Here is a 17,513-nt window from a genome sequence, read left to right on the forward strand (position 1 = left end):
TCGAACCGGCATGGTCAGTAGGAAGCCTACCGCAGGGGTCTGACAGTGTCCGGTAAGTGCGGGTGGAATGTGCCAAGGTAGTAGGCATGGGAAAACGGACCCCGAGGCGGCGGACGCGCTGCGGGTCACCCCGTGGCAGTTTCAAGTCCAGCCACAAATCCCGCCAGTCCGTCGCTTTTCAGTGCCTCGGAAAGACCGGCCATGGCTGCCTCATCAGGCACCACGATCGACTGCCCGTCAGCGGACGTACCCACACCGGCGTTCGGCAGAGTGAACATCTCGATATCCCCGGCCCTTACTCCCCGCAGTTCGACGGCGAGTTCCCCCACCCGGGCGGCGTCCAGCTGCTCGTCAACGCTCAGGTAGGGCGAGATCGCTCCGGTAGCGGCCGAAAGCCGTACCGGGTTGCCCAGCGTCTCGGCCGAGATCAGCTTGGTGAGCAGGCCCCGCAGGAATGCCTGCTGGTTCCGAACCCGCTGGTAGTCACCGTCAGCGAACGCATAGCGCTCACGGACAAACTTCAGCGCCGAATCGCCCTGCAGGGTCAGGCGCCCGGCGTCGAAGAACTCGCCGTCGCCGCCGTGCGACTGGAAGGCCTGGGCGTTGTCCACCTCCACTCCCCCAAGGGCCTCCGTGAGACCCTCGAACCCTTCGAAGTCGATGACCGCCACGTGGTCGATTGGCACACCCAGCAGGCCCTGAACGGTCTCAACCATCAGCGGCACGCCGCCCAAAGCCATCGCCGCATTGATCTTTGCTTCTCCGTGGCCCGGGATCTCCGTCCAGGTGTCACGCATAATGGACATCACGTAAACCGCGGAACGGTCTCCGGGAACGTGGACCAGCATCATGGTGTCTGACCGCGCATCCGCTCCGGGCTCCCGGGTATCAGAGCCGATCAGCAGGATATTGCGGGAGTCCGCAGCCGCGCTGGTCTTTTCCGGCGAGTTCTCCGGGATGGCACCGGCGATCGTTTGCGTACCGTCGTTGAACGTCCGTGCCAGGTTCCATACGTATCCCCCGGCCACGGCCCCGGCCAGGAGGACCAGCACCAGGAGCACGAGGATGGTGACCCGCACGGGATGCCGCCGCCTGGCTTCCGGTTCCTCCTGAACGTCCGAAAAGAAGTCCGTCACTGATCATTCCTTCTGCTTATCCTTGTGGCTTTCGTCAGAGCCTACTACCAGGGCTCCGCTCCGATTCGAGGCACACGCGGAAGGACGGATACGCTTGAAGCATGAAACTCCTCCCGGCAGCCATCTCCGCCGGCACCCTGGTTCTGGCCGCGGTCCTGACCGGCTGCACCCCCGCCGCAGACGTAGAAGCAGCGCCTGACGCGGCGAACCCCGACTGCGCCACTGTCATGGTGGCCATGCCGGAGAACCTCGCAGGCACGGACCAGCGTGAGACCACGAGCCAGGCCACGTCCGCATGGGGAAGCCCGGCCGAGGTCATCGTGCGCTGCGGAGTACCCGTGCCCGGACCCACCACCGATGCCTGCGCAACGGTGAACGGCGTGGACTGGGTACTGCGGGAAGAGGGCAGCCTCTGGACGGCCACCACCTACGGCCGTGATCCCGCCGTCGAGGTGCTGTTCGACACCGAGAAGGTGGCATCCTCCACCGTACTGGTGGAACTTGAGAACGCCGTGTCCCGCATCGAGCAGACGCGCGAATGCATCGCTACGAGCGACGTCGAGCTTCCGAGCTAGCCGAAAGCCCGGGCTAGCCGGAAAGGCAGGACAGCCGTCAGCGCAGGCCCGTGGGGCGTTCCAGCGCCAGGGCAATAAGCTCGTCGATCAGTTCGGTGTACGGCAGTCCGGACTTGGCCCACATCTGCGGATACATGCTGATCGGCGTAAAACCGGGCATGGTGTTGATCTCGTTGATCACCAGGTCCCCGTCCGGGGTGTAGAAGAAGTCCACACGGGACAGACCCTCGGCGCCCACGGAATCGAAGGCCACGGCCGCCAGTTCCCGCACCCGGGTGGTGACGTCGTCCGGCAGGTCCGCCGGGCAGCTCAGTTCTGCTGCGGCGCCGTCCACATACTTGGCCTCGAAGTCGTACCACTCATGGCCGCCGTCGTTGACGGCAATCTCGCCGGGCTGGCTGGTGCGCGGATCGTCGGTCCCGCGCCCCTGCAGGACGGCCACCTCGATTTCACGGCCGGCGATGCCGGCTTCAATGACCACCTTCGGATCGTGCTGCCGCGCGGTTTCGACGGCGTCGCGCAGCCCGGATGCCTCGGTCACCCGGGTAATGCCCATGGATGAACCCGCACGCGCCGGCTTGACGAACAGCGGGAACGCGAGCTTCGACGCGCGCTCCAGGCAGGCATCGGCATCCCGGACCCACTGGCGGTCGGTGATGACCTCGTAGGGTCCCACGGACAATCCGGCGGACGCGAACACCACCTTCATGTAGTGCTTGTCCATTCCGACGGCGGAAGCGAGGACCCCGGCTCCGACGTAGCGGATATCCGCCATCTCCAGCAGGCCCTGGAGCGTGCCGTCCTCACCGAACGGACCGTGCAGCAGCGGCAGGACGACGTCGATCCGGCCCAGGGAGCGCGGCATCGCGCCGGGGGCATGGGAGACGAGCTCCTGGGAACCGCCGTCACTGGAGATCGCGATCGATTCGGGTCCCGCGGCGATCTCGGGCAGGGACTCCGACCGCAGGGACCACTGCTCCGGGTCCACGGAGACCAGCGACCACTGGCCGTTGCGGGCAATACCGATGGGAACGACGTCGTACTTGCTGTGGTCGATCGCCTCCAGCACGCCGGCCGCGGTCACGCAGCTGACCGAATGTTCGCTGGAACGTCCGCCGAACAGGACGGCTACGCGCGGCTTGGAACCGCCGGCGGGAGAAACTGGCTGGACGCTCATGATGCGTGTACACCTTCGGGTTTAAGTTCGCGGGCCAGCAGCCGCGGGCCCAGCTCGTCTACTGAAATGGCGCCCTGCAGCACTGCGACGACGTTCTCGGTAATGGGCATGTAGACACCCAGCTGGGTGGCACGGTCCAGAACCGCCTGGGCTGACTTGATGCCTTCCGCCGTCTGCGCCATGGTTTCGGTGACTTCGTCCAGGGTCAGCCCCTGGGCCAGGAGGCGTCCCGCGGTGTGGTTCCGCGAAAGCGAGGAAGAGCAGGTGGCGATCAGGTCGCCCATGCCGGAGAGGCCAAAGAGCGTTTCGGTCTTGCCTCCCAGCGCTACGGCAAGCCGGGTGGTTTCGGCCAGGCCGCGGGTCATGACCGATGCCTTGGTGTTGTCTCCCATCTGCTTTCCCTCGCAGATGCCCACGGCCAGGGCGATGACGTTCTTGACGATCCCGCCGATCTCCGTGCCAATTACGTCCGTGTTCGTATACGGGCGGAAGTACGGAGCGGTGCAGCCAGCGGCTATCCAGCCGGCGACTGCGAGGTCGGAGCAGGCCACCACGGATGCGGTCGGCTCTTCCCGGGCGATTTCCATGGCCAGGTTCGGTCCGGAAAGCACCGCAATGCGTTCTTCGGGCCAGCCAAGTTCCTCTGCGATGACCTGGCTCATCCGGGCATCGGTGCCGACTTCCAGTCCCTTCATCAGGGACAGGATCACCGCACCTTCGGGGAAGAGGCCGCGGAATTCGCGCAGCCGCTCCCGCAGGGTCTGCGCCGGGACCGCGAGCACCACAAGCTGCGCTCCCTTGAGCACCTCCGCGGGATCTGCCGAGGCACGAAGGTTCGCCGGCAGGACAGTGTCCTTGAGGTAGCGGGTGTTGCGCCGGATGTTGTTGATTTCCTCAGCGGCCTCGGGGCGCCGGGCCCAGATCAGTACTTCGGCCTTGCGTGCGGCTCCGGAATCCGCTGCGACCTTGGCAAAGGTGGTCCCCCAGCTGCCTGCGCCGAGCACTGCAACCTTGGCGGGAAGGGAGTCGTTCTTCACTTGTTCTTTTCCTCTTCCGGATCGTAGCCGCGTCCTACTGCCTTCTGCCCTTTGCGGGCAGGATCCCAGCGTTCAGCGGGTGCGGTTTCCCCGCGCAGGGACGCCACCAGGGACGTCAGTTCGGCCATGATCCGCTCCGTGGCTTCCTCGAGCACTGACTTGGTCAGCGGAATCCCCCGCAGGTCGGAGAGGTCCACCGGTTTGCCGACGAGCACCCGCACCCGCTTGCGGGGAAACAGGTGCAGCATCTTGCCGTAGCGCGGCAGCAGATCCTGGGCACCCCAGTGGGCTACCGGAATCACCGGTGCTCCGGTTTGGAGCGCCAGCCGCGCCGCGCCGGTCCGTCCCTTCATGGGCCACAGGCCGGGATCGCGGGTGAGCGTTCCCTCCGGGTACACGATCAGTGCGCCGCCGGCGTCGACTACCTGCTGCGCCCCTTCAAGGGACGCTGCGGCACCGGCGCCTCCACGCTGGACGGGCACCTGGTTCGTCGCCCGCAGCGCCGGGCCCAGCACCGGAATCTTGAACAGGGATGCCTTGGCCAGGTACCGCGGCAGGATTCCCTGATTGTAGAAGAAGTGCCCGACCACGAGCGGATCGATTTCAGTCACGTGGTTGGGGCAGGCGATGAATCCGCTGCCCTTGGGCAGGTTCTCCGTCCCTTCCCAGCGCCGGCCCATCATGAGGTTCATGGCGGGACGGACGATTGTCGCCAGGATGGTGAACGTGACCCGTGACTTTCTCGATTCGCTCATGGACGGAAGCTTACTTCCCGTCCGTGACGTCGAAGTCGGCGCCCAGGCCTTCGAGTTTGTCCAGGAAGTGTTCGTAGCCGCGGTTGATGAGTTCGACGCCGGTGACGCGGGAGGTGCCTTCGGCTGCCAGGGCAGCGATCAGGTGGCTGAATCCTCCGCGGAGGTCCGGAATGTCGATCTCTGCGCCCTTGAGCTTCACGGGTCCGGAGATCACGGCCGAATGCAGGAAGTTCCGCTGCCCGAACCGGCAGGGGATGCTGCCCAGGCACTCGCGGTGCACCTGGATGTTCGCACCCATCCGGATGAGCGCATCGGTGAAGCCGAAGCGGTTCTCGTACACGGTCTCGTGCACGATCGACACTCCCTCGGCCTGACTCAGTGCCACCACCACGGGCTGCTGCCAGTCGGTCATGAAGCCGGGATGCACGTCCGTTTCGAGGACCAGCGGGTTGAGCTTGCCACCCGGGTGGTAGAAGCGGATGCCGTCGTCGTCGACGTCGAAAGCGCCGCCGATCTTGCGGTAAATGTTCAGGAAGGCCGTGAGGTCCTGCTGGTCGGCGCCTTCTACATAGATGTCGCCCTTGGTGACCAGTGCGGCTGACGCCCAGGAGGCTGCCTCGTTGCGGTCCGGCAGTGCCCGGTGGTTGTATCCGGTGAGTACCGGTACGCCCTCAATGCGGATCACGCGGTCCGTCTGGACGGTGATGATCGCGCCCATCTTTTGGAGCACGGCGATCAGGTCCAGGATTTCAGGTTCGACGGCGGCGCCGCTCAGTTCGGTAATGCCCTCGGCACGGACTGCCGTGAGCAGAACCTGCTCGGTGGCCCCCACGGAGGGGTACGGCAGCTCGAGCTTGGCGCCCCTGAGCCCCTTCGGAGCGGAAATGGAGATGCCTCCGGGACGCTTCTCCACGAGGGCGCCGAAATTCCGCAGCATCTGCAGGTGGTAGTCAATGGGCCGGTCGCCGATCTTGCAGCCGCCCAGGTCCGGGATGAACGCTTCGCCGATGCTGTGCATCAGCGGTCCGCAGAGCAGGATCGGAATGCGGGAGTCCCCCGCATGGGCGTCAATGTCCCGGGACGCGGCGGTCTTTGCGTTCTTCGGATCCATCAGCAGGTCCCCGGTTACGGGGTCCTTGGTGACCTCCACGCCATGGAGCCTCAGCAGGGACGTGACAACGTCCACGTCCTTAATCTCCGGGACGTTGCGCAGCAGCGACGGCGAGTTGCCCAGCAGTGCCGCCACCATGGCTTTGGGAACCAGGTTCTTCGCTCCGCGGACCGGTACTTTGCCAGTGAGGGGTACACCACCACGGATGGTGAGAACGCTAGCCATGAACACCTGTTTCTTTCGTTATTAAATGCCCCCGAGGCCATAGAGACTGCCTCCTAAGCATAGGAGCAAGCCTGCCTTTCCCGAAATAACGGGGCCGCCGGGACTGTGCCGGAACAGGCACAGTTCCGCCCCGGGAGCGGAAAAGGAATGGGCCTGCCCTATACGGGAAGGCCCATCAATCCTACTGCCGCGGAGCGGCCCGGCAGAAACCGGGAGGGTACTTAGCTCCGCGCCGGAAGCGTCGTCGGCTTGAATCCGGGACGGCGGGCTTCGAAAGCCGTGATGTCCTGTTCGTGGCGCAGCGTCAGCCCAATGTCGTCCAGGCCTTCCAGGAGGCGCCAGCGGGTGTAGTCGTCAATCTGGAACGGCGCGGTGACAGTGCCGCAAATCACGGTCCGGCCCTCGAGGTCCACGGTCACTTCGGTGCCCGGGGACTCTTCCAGCACCTTCCAGATGAGCTCAATGTCATCCTGCGCAACCTGGGCTGCCACCAGGCCCTGCTTGCCGGAGTTGCCGCGGAAGATGTCCGCAAACCGGGAGGAGAGGACGGCCCGGAAGCCGTAGTCCTTCAGCGCCCAGACGGCATGCTCGCGGGAGGACCCGGTACCGAAGTCGGGTCCGGCCACCAGCACGGAGCCGGACCTGTAGGGCTCCTGGTTCAGGATGAATTCCGGGCTCTTGCGCCAGCCGGCAAACAGTGCGTCTTCGAACCCGGTCCGGGTGATGCGCTTGAGGTAGACGGCCGGGATGATCTGGTCCGTATCCACGTTGCTTTGCCGCAGCGGAACGCCGATTCCGGTGTGGGTGGTGATCTTTTCCATGGTGTTCTCCTAGGCGGCGGCGGTGGCGGTGGAACCGGCGGCTGCGCCGGGCAGTGGGTCAAGGTCCGACGGCGAGCTGAGCGTACCGCGCACGGCGGTGGCTGCGGCGACGACGGGCGAGACCAGGTGCGTGCGCCCGCCCTTGCCCTGGCGGCCTTCGAAGTTGCGGTTGGAGGTGGAGGCGCAGCGCTCCCCCGGCTCCAGCTGGTCCGGGTTCATGCCCAGGCACATCGAGCACCCGGCGAAACGCCACTCGGCGCCGAAGTCCTTGAAGACCCGGTCCAGGCCCTCCGCCTCCGCCTCCAGCCGGACCCGCGCAGAGCCCGGGACCACCATCATGCGGATATTCGGATCCTTCTGCCGGCCGCGGATGATGTCCGCGGCAATGCGCAGGTCCTCGATGCGGCTGTTGGTGCAGGATCCCAGGAACACGGTGTCCACCCGGATGTCCTTCATGGGCGTCCCGGCCTGCAGGTCCATATACTCGAGGGCGCGCTCCGCTGCTGCCTTGGCGTTTTCGTCGGCAAAGTCCTCCGGTGAGGGCACTGCCTGGGAGAGGGAAACGCCCTGGCCGGGGTTGGTGCCCCAGGTGACGAACGGTTCCAGCTCGTCGGCGTCCAGGAACACCTCTTCGTCGAACACGGCGTCCTCGTCGGTGACCAGGGACTTCCAGTGCTCGACGGCGGCATCCCAGTCAGCGCCCTGCGGTGCGTGCGGCTTGCCCTTGAGGTAGGCAAACGTCGTTTCATCCGGGGCCACCATGCCGGCCCGGGCGCCGGCTTCAATGGACATGTTGCAGATGGTCATGCGCGCTTCCATGGACAGCGAGCGGATGGCCGAACCGCGGTATTCGAGGACATAGCCCTGGCCGCCGCCGGTGCCAATCTTGGCGATGACCGCCAGGATGATGTCCTTGGACGTCACGCCCGGCTTCAAGGTGCCCTCAACATTGATGGCCATGGTCTTGAACGGCTTCAGCGACAGCGTCTGGGTGGCCATGACATGCTCCACCTCGGAGGTGCCGATGCCCATGGCCAGCGCTCCGAAGGCACCGTGGGTGGAGGTGTGGGAGTCGCCGCAGACAACAGTCAGCCCGGGCTGGGTCAGGCCCAGCTGCGGACCGACCACGTGCACAATGCCCTGTTCGGCGTCACCCAGCGGGTGCAGCCGGACGCCGAACTCCGCGCAGTTGGCGCGCAGGGTTTCGATCTGGGTGCGGCTGACCGGGTCCGCGATGGGCTTGTCGATGGCCAGGGTGGGCGTGTTGTGGTCTTCCGTGGCGATGGTGAGATCGGGACGGCGGAGTTTCCGGCCGGCCAGGCGCAGGCCCTCGAAGGCCTGCGGGGAGGTGACCTCGTGGACGAGGTGCAGGTCAATGTAGAGCAGGTCCGGCGCGCCGTCGGTGCCCTTTGAAACTACGTGTTCGTCCCACACCTTTTCGGCGAGCGTTCTGCCCGCTGAGTGCTCTGCCATCATCATCTGCTCCTCGCCCGGCGCAGTTTCCGGCGGTACTGCCGGCCTCTGCGGAATCCTGATGGTTTAAGACAACCAGCATCCCCCGCGACCCTGCCAGTTTTTCGGCTTGCATCTCAGATATTGAGACGGCAATATCATCTTATGGACAACTCAAGCGGCGTGGGCGTTATCGATAAAGCGGCAATGGTGCTTGACGCACTGGAAGCCGGACCCACCACCCTGGCGCAGCTCGTGGCCGCCACCGGACTGGCACGTCCCACCGTGCACCGCCTGGCACTGGCCCTGATGCACCACCGCCTCGTGGGACGGGATATCCAAGGCCGGTTCATCCTGGGCAGCCGCCTCGTGGAGCTGGCGTCCGCCGCCGGCGAGGACCGGCTGATTGCTTCCGCGGGACCGGTGCTGCTGGCCCTGCGCGATGCCACCGGGGAAAGCGCCCAGGTTTTCCGCCGCCAGGGTGAATGGCGCGTCTGCGTGGCCTCTGCGGAGCGGCCCATCGGCCTGCGGGACACCATCCCGGTGGGCACCCAGCTGTCCATGAAGGCCGGCTCCGCAGCCCAGGTGCTGCTGGCGTGGGAAGACCACGACCGGCTGCTTGAAGGCCTGCAGAATGCCCGCTTCACCCCCACGGTGCTGGCCGGTGTGCGCCGGCGCGGCTGGGCCCAGAGCCTCGGCGAACGTGAACCCGGGGTAGCTTCAGTGTCCGCCCCGGTCCGCGGCCCCTCCGGACGGGTAATTGCCGCCGTCTCCATCTCCGGTCCCATAGAGCGCCTGACCCGGCAGCCCGGACGCATTCACGCCGAAGTCGTTTCCAAAGCCGCGGCCCAGCTCACCGAAGCGCTGCGCACCAATACCGACTGACCCGCCGTCGGCCTACTCTGGAAGTCCCGGGCCAAAGGAGAGGGCATGAAACGATTACGCATGCTCTGGCAAATCATCCGTGTCACGGGTGCCGACGTCGTGTTCTATGGTTTCCTGGCTGTCTACGTCGGTGCCTCCGTGGTGCTGCCGCTGTTCGAGCCTGGAATCCCCCGTCTCGGCGACGCGCTCTGGTATCTCTTCGCCTCCTTTACCACCATTGGATACGGAGATTTCGTGGCCGTGACATTGGTGGGGCGCCTGATCACAGTGGTGGTTGCGCTGTACGGCATTCTGGTGGTTGCCCTGACCACCGGCGTGATTGTCGGCTTTTACAACCAGCTCATCAAGGCACGGACCCGCGGCACCCTGCAGTCCCTCGTGAGGGAGCTGGAACACCTCCCGGAGCTGAGCAGGGACCAGCTCACCGAACTGTCCCGCCGGGTGCAGGAGAGGCATCTGCTCGACTAATCCCCTCGATGACGCGCAGCCTCAGCCGCCGAAGTGGTCCCATCCCAGAACGGCGGGCTCTGCACCGCCCACGGTAACTCCGCTCACGCCTTCCTTTGGCGCCAGCACTGTGCCCACTATCCGGAATCCGTGTGGAAGGTCCTGCTCCGGTCCGAAGGCGGCCAGCAGGCCATGGTCTTCTCCCCCGCCCAGGACCCAGGACAGCGGATTGGCTCCTAGTCTTGCCGCAGTGTCGGCCAGCGATTCAGCTTCCGCCCGCAGGATCTCGGGGTCAAGGTCGATGCGGACACCGGAGGCTTTGCCGAGGCGGCCCGCGTCGCGCACCAGCCCGTCCGAAACATCCATCATGGCGTGTGCTCCCGCGGCGGCTGCCGCCGGACCGGACGCCAGCGGCGGGCACGGCCGGGACTGCGCCGCCGTCAGGGCACGTTCCCGGCCGCCCAGGTCCGTGTACGGCGCAGAGCTATCCAACAGTGCCAGTCCGGCGGCTGCCTGCCCCAGCGCGCCGCAGAGGGCCAGTACGTCCCCGGGGACCGCGCCTGACCGACGTACCGGGTCCCGTCCCTGGAGGTCTCCGGTGACCGCTGCCGTGACCACAAGCTGGTCTCCCCGTCCCAGGTCACCCCCCGCAACGGCGCAGTCCTCCGCACCCAGGGCACGAAGGGCTGCCGAGAGCCCGTCCGCGAGCCCCTCCACCCAGGAAACCGGGGTTTCATCCGGCAGGGTCAGGCTCACCACCAGGGAGCTGGCCACGGCGCCCATGGCGTTAATGTCAGAAAGGTTCTGCGCCGCGCACTTCCAGCCGACGTCGTAGCCGGTGCTGCGGTAACCCCCAGCCCAGTGAAGGCGGAAGTCCTGGTCCTGGACCAGGGTATCGATCGAGAGAACGCTGCGGCCATCGGGCGCGGCAACCACGGCTGCATCGTCCCCGGGCCCCAGAGGCATGCGCGGACCGCCCAACCGGGGGAAGATCCGGGACAACAGTTCCCCTTCGCCGAGCCCTGCAACTGTTTGGGGGAAATCTTCCACGGGAACTGCTTCCTATCGCCTGCTGTGTACCGGTGTCCCATTATGCTGCACGGCAGGACACAGCCGGGTAACCTCGGCCCATGAACGAACCACCGGACTGCCGGTACGCGATCCTCCTTCGGGGCGTGAACGTTGGCGGTGTCACCGTGAAAATGGCGGATCTGCGCGAAGTGCTGGAAGGCCTCGGGCTCGGACGCGTGCGCACGCTGCTGGCCAGCGGGAACGCCGTCGTCACGGCCGGCTGCGACCCCGCCGACCTCAAGGTGCGCATAGAAGAAGCACTGCGCCGTGCCTTCGGCTACGAGGCATGGGTTCTTGTGCTGACCGTGCCGCGGGTGGCAGAACTTGCCGCCGCGGTTCCGTACGCCGCTGACAATCCGGAGGTCCACGCCTACGTCACGTTCTCATCGGATCCGCACATGCTGGACGAGCTGATGGTGCTGGCGGAAACCGCGGGCGCCGAGCAGGTCCGGCTGGGTCCCGAGGCTGTGGCCTGGACAGCGGACAAGGGTTCCACCCTAGAGTCACCCCTCGCCAAGGCCACGGCGAAACCGCGCTATAAATCTGCCACCACGACAAGGAATTTGCGCACCTTGCAGAAAATAGCGGCTGCGGAATAGTGGGCGCTTAAAAGAAAAGGTCCCGGACATTTCTGTCCGGGACCTTGATCTGTGACCCCAGCGGGATTCGAACCCGCGTTACCGCCGTGAGAGGGCGACGTACTAGGCCGCTATACGATGGGGCCGTTTGCTTCACCTGCTACGTGAGCTCAATGAGTATTTCATACTCATTGTTTGTTTCTCAAATCCGGCGAAATGCCTTATTTGATAAGCGCTGGGATACCAGGACTCGAACCTAGAATGACGGTACCAGAAACCGTTGTGTTGCCAATTACACCATATCCCAATGTGCTTGTCCGGGCCGTTCCAGACCTTCAAGATCCGGCTTCAACCCCTCAGCACGAGTTATTACTATACACGGGTTCCGGGCGTAGTACAAAACGGGCCCGGCTCCTCCCCGGACACCATGGCTGTCACCGGGAACAAGTGCCCCGCCACCGGCAGGCCAGGATAGGCGGACCGCAGCTGCTCGTTGCCGCTGCGTTCAACCCACAGCGACTGCAGGCCGGCGTTCAACGCCCCGAGGCCGTCCACCACCGGGTTGTCCCCCACATAAAGCGTCTGCGCAGGATCCGTCCCCAGCAGGCGTACACCTTCCAGGAAGATCGCCGGATCCGGTTTGGCGGCATCAACTGCATCGATGCCCACCAGAACCTGGATGCGTTCCAGCCCGGCGGCGTCAAGCTTGGCCCGCTGGTAACCGTGCACGTTGTTGCTGACGGCGCCGTAGGGAATCCCCAGCGCGTCCAGTTCGTCCAGGACGGGCACGACGTCGTCGAACGCCTGAAAGTGCTGCGGCAGTATCCGGTCATAGGCCGTATTCCACGCTCCTTCGGCGTCCTCGTCGAACGCCGGCAGGCCGTGAGCTGCCTGGGCGTGCGCTACCCGCAGCAGGCGCTGGCGGGTGAAGCTGAGTTCCCCGGCCAGGTACTTGTCGTAGTAGCCCTGCGGATCAGCCGCGTAGAGGTGCTGGTATGCGGCCCAGTCCTCTTCGGTGAAGTGCGCCAGGTCCTTCGCGCTGATTTCCCGCAGCGTGATACCCATGGCGGTGCGGAGGTCCACGAGGGTCTCATCGATATCAAAGAGCACACCCGTGGGCCTGCCGCTCCGCCGTTCACTCATGGATCTGCCTAGGCCTCTGCGGCCCGGAAGGCACGAATCCGGGCGAGGGATGAATCCTTGCCCAGGATCACCATGGATTCGAAGAGCGGCGGGGAGATCCGGCGTCCGGACACCGCGGTTCGGACCGGGCCGAAGGCCAGGCGGGGCTTGATACCGAGGTCTTCAACCAGGGCCCGGCGCAGCGCGGCCTGGATGTTCTCCGCTGTCCACTCCTCCACCGGTTCGAGGGCGGCCAGCGTAGCGTCCAGCACTTCGGTGAGGTTGGCCGGCAGTCCCTTACGGGCGTCGTCGGCAACATCGATCGCGTCGTCGGACTTGAACAGGAAGCCGAGCATGTCCGGGGCCTCGCCCAGAAGGGTGATGCGTTCCTGGACCAGCGGCGCAGCCTCGGTGAGGATTTCCTCTTCGCGTTCGGTCAGCTGCTCCCCCAGCAGGCCGGCATGCTGCAGGTAGGGCACCAAGCGGTTGCGGAAGTCGGCGGCATCCAGCATCCGCACGTGGGTGCCGTTGATGGCCTCGGCCTTCTTGATGTCAAAGCGTGCCGGGTTGGACAGTACGTCGTGGATGTCGAAGTGCTCCACGAGCTGCTTCACGGTGAAAATGTCCTCGTCGGCGGAGAGCGACCAGCCGAGCAGGGACAGGTAGTTCAGCAGGCCCTCGGGAATGAAACCGCGTTCGCGGTGCAGGAACAGGCTGGACTCGGGATCGCGCTTGGAGAGCTTCTTGTTACCGCCGCCCATGACGTAGGGCAGGTGGCCGAAGAGCGGCATGTACTGCGCCACTCCGACGTCGATCAGTGCGCGGTACAGCGCGATCTGGCGCGGTGTGGAGGAAAGCAGATCCTCGCCCCGAAGGACGTGGGTAATGCCCATGAGAGCGTCGTCCACCGGGTTGACCAGCGTGTAGAGCGGAGCGCCGTTGGCACGGACCACTACGAAGTCGGGGACGCTCCCAGCCTTGAAGGTGATTTCGCCGCGGACCAGGTCATTGAAGGTGATGTCCTCGTCAGGCATCCGCACGCGGAGCACCGGCTCGCGGCCCTCGGCCTTGAACGCCGCAATCTGCTCATCGGTCAGGTCCCGGTCAAAGTTGTCATACCCGAGCTTGATGTCACGCCCGGCGGCGCGGTGCCTGGCTTCGATTTCTTCCGGGGTGGAGTAGGACTCATACAGGTGCCCGGCTTCCTTCAGCTTGCCGATGACCTCCTGGTAGATTTCGCCGCGCTGGGACTGGCGGTACGGCTCGTGCGGGCCGCCCACGTTAACGCCTTCGTCCCAGGTGATACCCAACCAGTCGAGCGCGTCGAGGAGCTGCAGGAAGCTCTCTTCGCTGTCACGCGCCGAATCGGTGTCCTCGATGCGGAAGATCATCTTGCCGCCGGTGTGCTTCGCGTAGGCCCAGTTGAACAGGGCGGTGCGGATCAGGCCCACATGGGGCGTACCGGTTGGAGACGGACAGAAGCGGACCCGCACCGGAGTGTTGTCGTCGACGGTGGGAAGATCAGCGAAGGAAGAAGGCTCAGTAGTCATGATTCCTCCAGTTTAGTCGCTGCCGCCAAACCCCTAGGTGTCCAGACTCGCAAGCAGCACAAATAGCCCTCCGCCAACCACCGCACCAGCGGCCGCTGATACCAGGGGAAGCTGCCAGCCGCTGCGGAAGCGAAGTGCCAGCAGGACCGCCAGAAGCACCGCTGCACCGGCGGCCAAGACCGGCCCGCCCGTCATTCCGGCCAGCACAAAAGGAAGAACGACGGCGGCGGCACCGGTACTGACGGCGCTCCAGTCCAGCTTCACTGCCCGGTTCAGGACCAGCACGGCCGCGTAGGAGGCCAGCATTGAGAAGACCGCGGCGGCCAGCACCCGCGGCCCATCCAGCCAGAGGATCAGCCGGAGCAGCATAAAGCACAGGGCCCCCGCGCCCAGGATGACCGGTGCTACCGGAGCGCGGGCAATCGAGGTGCGCAGGTCACCGGACCGGTCCAGCGTGCGTACCAGCGCCCAGGGGAAAACCAGCAGGAGCAGCACGGTACCCAGCCCCCAGGCCCAAGCTGCCGCCGTCGTAATTCCACTGCTCAGCGCGGCAAGGAGGAACACGGCGCTCCAGAGCACCCCCGGAAGCAGGTTCCAGTCAGTCGCGGTCCGTGATCCCCCGGCCACTTTGCTAGCCGCGGACGATGTTGGCGAGGGTTCCGATGCCCTCAACCTGGATTTCGATCCGCTGCCCCTCGGTGATCTGTCCAACACCGGCTGGCGTGCCGGTCAGGATGATGTCGCCGGGCAGGAGCGTGAAGGCCTGGGACACGTAGGAAACGAGTTCCCGGACGCCCCAGATCATGTCGGAGGTGTTGCCGTCCTGTACCAGGTCACCGTCGAGGTAGGCCTGAATGGACAGGTTGTCCGTGTCCAGGTCTGTTTCGATCCACGGGCCAATGGGGCAGGAGGTGTCGAAGCCCTTGGCGCGGGCCCACTGGTTGTCGGTGCGCTGCGCGTCACGGGCGGTCAGGTCGTTGGCGCAGGTGTAGCCGAAGATCACTTCGTCCACGCGTTCCAGGGGAACATCCTTGCAGATCCGGCCGATAACTACGGCGAGCTCGGCCTCGTAGGAAACTTCCTCGGAGAAGGACGGCAGCACAACGGGATCATTCGGCCCGATGACGGAGGTGTTCGGCTTGAAGAACATCAGCGGTGCCGGCGGAACCTCGCCGCCCATTTCAGCGGCGTGGTCGGCGTAGTTCTTGCCGATGCCCACTACCTTGCTGCGCGGAATGATCGGAGCAAGCAGGCGGACGTCCTCCAGCTTGTGCCGTTCACCGGTGAGCTGCACGCCGGAGAAGAAGGGGTCCCCCTTGATCACGGCAATTTCTTCGTGGCCTTCTTCGCCGTCGACGACGCCGAAGGCAGGGTCAGTGTCCTGGATAAACCGAGCGATACGCATGCGTTCAAGCCTAGTCGAGAATCGGCGTCTCCCGCTTCGTTCAGAGGCCGGCGGCCAACCCTGCGGCCAGTGGCAGGCCCGTGAACAGGAGCAGGAAGATTACGACGGCGGCACGCCCGGCACGGTTCCCGACGTTCACGGTGATTCCCATGCCGTTTCCCCGCCGTTTGGAGACGAGCACCCTGGGATCAGAAGAGTCGTTGTAGAGGATGCCTGCGAACCACAGTGATTCTTCGGCTGCTTCCTCCGCGGTGGGGTGGATGTCCCGGGCTGCTGCGGACCGCCTGGCATTGCGGATTTCATATGCGTAGCTGACCATGGGCGCCACGAGCGTCAGCGGCAGAAGGGTGAGTACCGGCCAGGCCGCAACGGAGCCGGGGGTCCGCCAACCGGTTACGGTAAGGGCACCTATGACGCCGGTTAGCGCGAGTGAACATATACCCACCGCCGGGATTGTCCCGCGGGTATTCCCTTCCCGGAGGCACCCTTCCCATCGACTGGTCTGTGATTCCCGGGGTGTCATGGCCGGTGCTGCTGCTGAAACCAGTGCCAGCAACACGCACATGCCTGCGGCGACGTTTAGCGGCAGGAACACAGATCCGAAGGACTTCGATTCCCAGCTGTCCGGCGTGCCGTCCAAACCCCAATGGGTAGGTACCGTATCCGGCAGGGAGCCGTAAGCCGACGCACCGTAGACGTAGAACGAGGCCACGAGCAGTGCTGCAATCCAATGTGGCACCCACGGCAGCAGCCGCCTTGGGTGTGCCGTAGTAACTGCGTGACTGTCATTCCCCATCCGTGAACCCTAGCAACGGGCTGCTCCGCCGTGGTTACCGCGTGGGTTCCCAGCCGTCGTGGCGGCTGTTGCCTCTGGGGTTCTCCGACAACCGTGCTTCCCAGCCGTCGTGACGGACGTGGCCCATGAGACTCTCCACCAACCGTGCTTCCCAGCCGTCGTGACGGTTGTTGCCTGGTGTGGTCCAGGGGGTGAACAGATGTCACAGGCGGTGGGAACCCGGGGCGGGCGGCCCCTCTGGGCGGGGGCGGCGGCCGGGACCGAGGCCTCGTGACGGGGACGGCGACAGTGCTTCCCACCCGTTGTGGCGGCTCTTGCCCATAGACTCTCCACCAACCGTGCTTCCCAGCCGTCGTGGCGGCTGTTGCCCACGGGACTCTCCGCCAACCGTGCTTCCCAGCATTGTGACGGAGGTGGCCCATGGGATTCTCCGGTATCCGTGGTTCCCAGCCGTCGTGGCGGAGGTGGCCCATGAGACATTCCCCGGGGGATGGTTCCCAACCGTAGTGGCGGATGTTGCCGGGTGTGGTCCCGGGGGTGAACGGATGTCACAGGGTGTGGGAGTCCGGGGCGGGAGACGTCCTCCGTGCGGGGTGCGGCGGTCCGAAACAGGTCCTCGTGGCCGGGCCGGCGACAGTGCTTCCCAGCCGTCGTTGCGGTTGATGCGCATGGGACCCTCCTCCATCCGTGCTTCCCGCCCGTCGTGGCGGCTGTTGCCCATGGGACTCCGCACCATCCATGGCTCCCAGCCGTCGTGACGGTTGTGGTCCATGAGGCACTCCCCTGTGATGGTTCCCACCCGTGGTGACAGGTGTTGCCGCATGTGGCCTCGCTAGCAGCAAGTTTCACAAAGGATGGGAAGCGCGGGCGTGCCGGACTTGGGGAGGAAGGAGAAAGGATCCGGGACGGTTGCCGGGCGGGGCCGCCGCCCTGGGCGGGGCGCGGTGGCTGGAACGAGGCCTCATATCGGGGACACCTACCGTGCTTCCCAGCCTTCGTGGCTTTGACACCTGTAAGGCACTGCACCATCCGCGCTTCCCATCCGTTGTGATGGAGGTGGCCCGTGAGGCATTCCCCGGGGGATGGTTCCCTGCCGTCGTGACGGTTGTTGCCAGGTGTGGTCCCGGGGGTGAACAGATGTCACAGGCGGTGGGAGACCGGGTCCAGGCGGCTGCCTCTGGGCGGGGAGCGGCGGCCTGGAACGAGTCCTCATATCGGGGACACCTACCGTGCTTCCCAGTCGTCGTGGCGTCTGATGCCCTCGGGGCTGTCCGCCAACCGTGCTTCCCAGCCGTCGTGGCGGAGGTGGCCCGTGAGGCACTCCCCTGCGATGGTTCCCAACCGTGGTGGCGGTTGTTGCCAGGTGTGGT

The 17,513-nt window shown here is 65.4% G+C and carries 17 protein-coding genes and 2 tRNA genes; 4 read left to right on the plus strand and 15 right to left on the minus strand.

Annotated features, from left to right (window positions below; all coding sequences use genetic code 11):
• Positions 1-125 precede the first annotated feature (125 nt).
• Positions 126-1,136 carry an LCP family protein gene (locus tag ITX31_RS15570; protein WP_194784254.1) on the minus strand — a complete coding sequence of 337 codons (1,011 nt, stop codon included), beginning with the start codon at positions 1,134-1,136 and terminating at the stop codon, positions 126-128.
• 101 nt (positions 1,137-1,237) lie between these two features.
• Between ITX31_RS15570 and ITX31_RS15575 the strand changes: the two genes are divergently transcribed.
• Positions 1,238-1,711 carry a DUF3515 domain-containing protein gene (locus ITX31_RS15575; RefSeq protein WP_194784255.1) on the plus strand — a complete coding sequence of 158 codons (474 nt, stop codon included), beginning with the start codon at positions 1,238-1,240 and terminating at the stop codon, positions 1,709-1,711.
• A 37-nt stretch (positions 1,712-1,748) separates the two neighbouring features.
• Here the strand turns inward: ITX31_RS15575 and ITX31_RS15580 are convergent, their stop codons facing one another.
• The 6 genes from ITX31_RS15580 to leuC all read right to left on the minus strand — a co-directional run bounded on the left by ITX31_RS15580 (position 1,749) and on the right by leuC (position 8,310).
• The gene (locus ITX31_RS15580) at positions 1,749-2,888 is read right to left on the minus strand and encodes a D-alanine--D-alanine ligase family protein (protein ID WP_194784256.1); all 1,140 of its coding nucleotides are present in this window, start codon (positions 2,886-2,888) and stop codon (positions 1,749-1,751) included.
• Positions 2,885-3,925: an NAD(P)H-dependent glycerol-3-phosphate dehydrogenase gene (locus ITX31_RS15585; RefSeq protein WP_194784257.1), complete on the minus strand. Its 1,041-nt coding sequence runs from the start codon at positions 3,923-3,925 to the stop codon at positions 2,885-2,887. The genes ITX31_RS15580 and ITX31_RS15585 overlap by 4 nt, the downstream gene beginning before the upstream one ends.
• Positions 3,922-4,680 (minus strand): lysophospholipid acyltransferase family protein, encoded by a 759-nt coding sequence (locus ITX31_RS15590; RefSeq protein ID WP_194784258.1) that lies wholly within the window; start codon positions 4,678-4,680, stop codon positions 3,922-3,924. Before ITX31_RS15590 ends, ITX31_RS15585 begins: the two co-directional genes overlap by 4 nt.
• 10 nt (positions 4,681-4,690) lie before the next feature.
• Positions 4,691-6,016 (minus strand): UDP-N-acetylglucosamine 1-carboxyvinyltransferase, encoded by a 1,326-nt coding sequence (murA, locus tag ITX31_RS15595; RefSeq protein ID WP_194784259.1) that lies wholly within the window; start codon positions 6,014-6,016, stop codon positions 4,691-4,693.
• A gap of 221 nt (positions 6,017-6,237) precedes the next feature.
• Positions 6,238-6,837 (minus strand): 3-isopropylmalate dehydratase small subunit, encoded by a 600-nt coding sequence (gene leuD, locus ITX31_RS15600; RefSeq protein ID WP_194784260.1) that lies wholly within the window; start codon positions 6,835-6,837, stop codon positions 6,238-6,240.
• Between the two features lie 9 nt (positions 6,838-6,846).
• Entirely contained in the window at positions 6,847-8,310 is a 1,464-nt protein-coding gene (gene leuC, locus ITX31_RS15605; RefSeq protein ID WP_194784261.1) for a 3-isopropylmalate dehydratase large subunit, read from the minus strand.
• Positions 8,311-8,454: 144 nt separating this feature from the next.
• Between leuC and ITX31_RS15610 the strand changes: the two genes are divergently transcribed.
• Both ITX31_RS15610 and ITX31_RS15615 read left to right on the plus strand, forming a co-directional pair.
• Positions 8,455-9,174: an IclR family transcriptional regulator gene (locus tag ITX31_RS15610; protein WP_194784262.1), complete on the plus strand. Its 720-nt coding sequence runs from the start codon at positions 8,455-8,457 to the stop codon at positions 9,172-9,174.
• A 45-nt stretch (positions 9,175-9,219) separates the two neighbouring features.
• Entirely contained in the window at positions 9,220-9,642 is a 423-nt protein-coding gene (locus ITX31_RS15615) for a potassium channel family protein (protein WP_194784263.1), read from the plus strand.
• Between the two features lie 21 nt (positions 9,643-9,663).
• Here the strand turns inward: ITX31_RS15615 and ITX31_RS15620 are convergent, their stop codons facing one another.
• Positions 9,664-10,671, minus strand: a complete 1,008-nt coding sequence (locus tag ITX31_RS15620) for a thiamine-phosphate kinase (protein ID WP_194784264.1) — start codon at positions 10,669-10,671, stop codon at positions 9,664-9,666.
• 80 nt (positions 10,672-10,751) lie between these two features.
• On the opposite strand from ITX31_RS15620, the gene ITX31_RS15625 reads away from it, so the two are divergent.
• Positions 10,752-11,291 carry a DUF1697 domain-containing protein gene (locus ITX31_RS15625; protein WP_194784265.1) on the plus strand — a complete coding sequence of 180 codons (540 nt, stop codon included), beginning with the start codon at positions 10,752-10,754 and terminating at the stop codon, positions 11,289-11,291.
• A gap of 52 nt (positions 11,292-11,343) precedes the next feature.
• On the opposite strand, the gene ITX31_RS15630 is transcribed toward ITX31_RS15625, so the two are convergent.
• The 7 genes from ITX31_RS15630 to ITX31_RS15660 form a co-directional block, all read right to left on the minus strand.
• Positions 11,344-11,416, minus strand: a tRNA-Glu gene (locus ITX31_RS15630).
• An 89-nt stretch (positions 11,417-11,505) separates the two neighbouring features.
• A tRNA-Gln gene (locus ITX31_RS15635) sits at positions 11,506-11,577 on the minus strand.
• Positions 11,578-11,642: 65 nt separating this feature from the next.
• The gene (locus tag ITX31_RS15640) at positions 11,643-12,413 is read right to left on the minus strand and encodes an HAD family hydrolase (protein WP_194784266.1); all 771 of its coding nucleotides are present in this window, start codon (positions 12,411-12,413) and stop codon (positions 11,643-11,645) included.
• A gap of 8 nt (positions 12,414-12,421) precedes the next feature.
• Entirely contained in the window at positions 12,422-13,942 is a 1,521-nt protein-coding gene (gltX, locus tag ITX31_RS15645; protein WP_194784267.1) for a glutamate--tRNA ligase, read from the minus strand.
• A gap of 33 nt (positions 13,943-13,975) precedes the next feature.
• The gene (locus tag ITX31_RS15650) at positions 13,976-14,569 is read right to left on the minus strand and encodes a hypothetical protein (RefSeq protein ID WP_194784268.1); all 594 of its coding nucleotides are present in this window, start codon (positions 14,567-14,569) and stop codon (positions 13,976-13,978) included.
• Positions 14,570-14,573: 4 nt separating this feature from the next.
• Complete coding sequence (locus ITX31_RS15655; protein WP_194784269.1) at positions 14,574-15,347, minus strand: fumarylacetoacetate hydrolase family protein; 774 nt, start codon at positions 15,345-15,347, stop codon at positions 14,574-14,576.
• A gap of 40 nt (positions 15,348-15,387) precedes the next feature.
• Entirely contained in the window at positions 15,388-16,086 is a 699-nt protein-coding gene (locus tag ITX31_RS15660; RefSeq protein ID WP_194784270.1) for a DUF1648 domain-containing protein, read from the minus strand.
• Positions 16,087-17,513: the final 1,427 nt, after the last annotated feature.

It is taken from the genome of Arthrobacter gandavensis, assembly GCF_015355785.1.
Lineage (GTDB): Bacteria > Actinomycetota > Actinomycetes > Actinomycetales > Micrococcaceae > Arthrobacter_B > Arthrobacter_B gandavensis_A.

Excerpts from the sequence above, each read along its gene's own strand:
- ITX31_RS15575 (WP_194784255.1), top strand. The coding sequence starts at position 1,238 with ATGAAACTCCTCCCGGCAGCCATCTCCGCCGGCACCCTGGTTCTGGCC.
- ITX31_RS15580 (WP_194784256.1), bottom strand. The coding sequence starts at position 2,888 with ATGAGCGTCCAGCCAGTTTCTCCCGCCGGCGGTTCCAAGCCGCGCGTA.
- ITX31_RS15590 (WP_194784258.1), bottom strand. The coding sequence starts at position 4,680 with ATGAGCGAATCGAGAAAGTCACGGGTCACGTTCACCATCCTGGCGACA.
- murA (WP_194784259.1), bottom strand. The coding sequence starts at position 6,016 with ATGGCTAGCGTTCTCACCATCCGTGGTGGTGTACCCCTCACTGGCAAA.
- leuD (WP_194784260.1), bottom strand. The coding sequence starts at position 6,837 with ATGGAAAAGATCACCACCCACACCGGAATCGGCGTTCCGCTGCGGCAA.
- leuC (WP_194784261.1), bottom strand. The coding sequence starts at position 8,310 with ATGGCAGAGCACTCAGCGGGCAGAACGCTCGCCGAAAAGGTGTGGGAC.
- ITX31_RS15610 (WP_194784262.1), top strand. The coding sequence starts at position 8,455 with ATGGACAACTCAAGCGGCGTGGGCGTTATCGATAAAGCGGCAATGGTG.
- ITX31_RS15615 (WP_194784263.1), top strand. The coding sequence starts at position 9,220 with ATGAAACGATTACGCATGCTCTGGCAAATCATCCGTGTCACGGGTGCC.
- ITX31_RS15625 (WP_194784265.1), top strand. The coding sequence starts at position 10,752 with ATGAACGAACCACCGGACTGCCGGTACGCGATCCTCCTTCGGGGCGTG.
- ITX31_RS15640 (WP_194784266.1), bottom strand. The coding sequence starts at position 12,413 with ATGAGTGAACGGCGGAGCGGCAGGCCCACGGGTGTGCTCTTTGATATC.
- gltX (WP_194784267.1), bottom strand. The coding sequence starts at position 13,942 with ATGACTACTGAGCCTTCTTCCTTCGCTGATCTTCCCACCGTCGACGAC.
- ITX31_RS15655 (WP_194784269.1), bottom strand. The coding sequence starts at position 15,347 with ATGCGTATCGCTCGGTTTATCCAGGACACTGACCCTGCCTTCGGCGTC.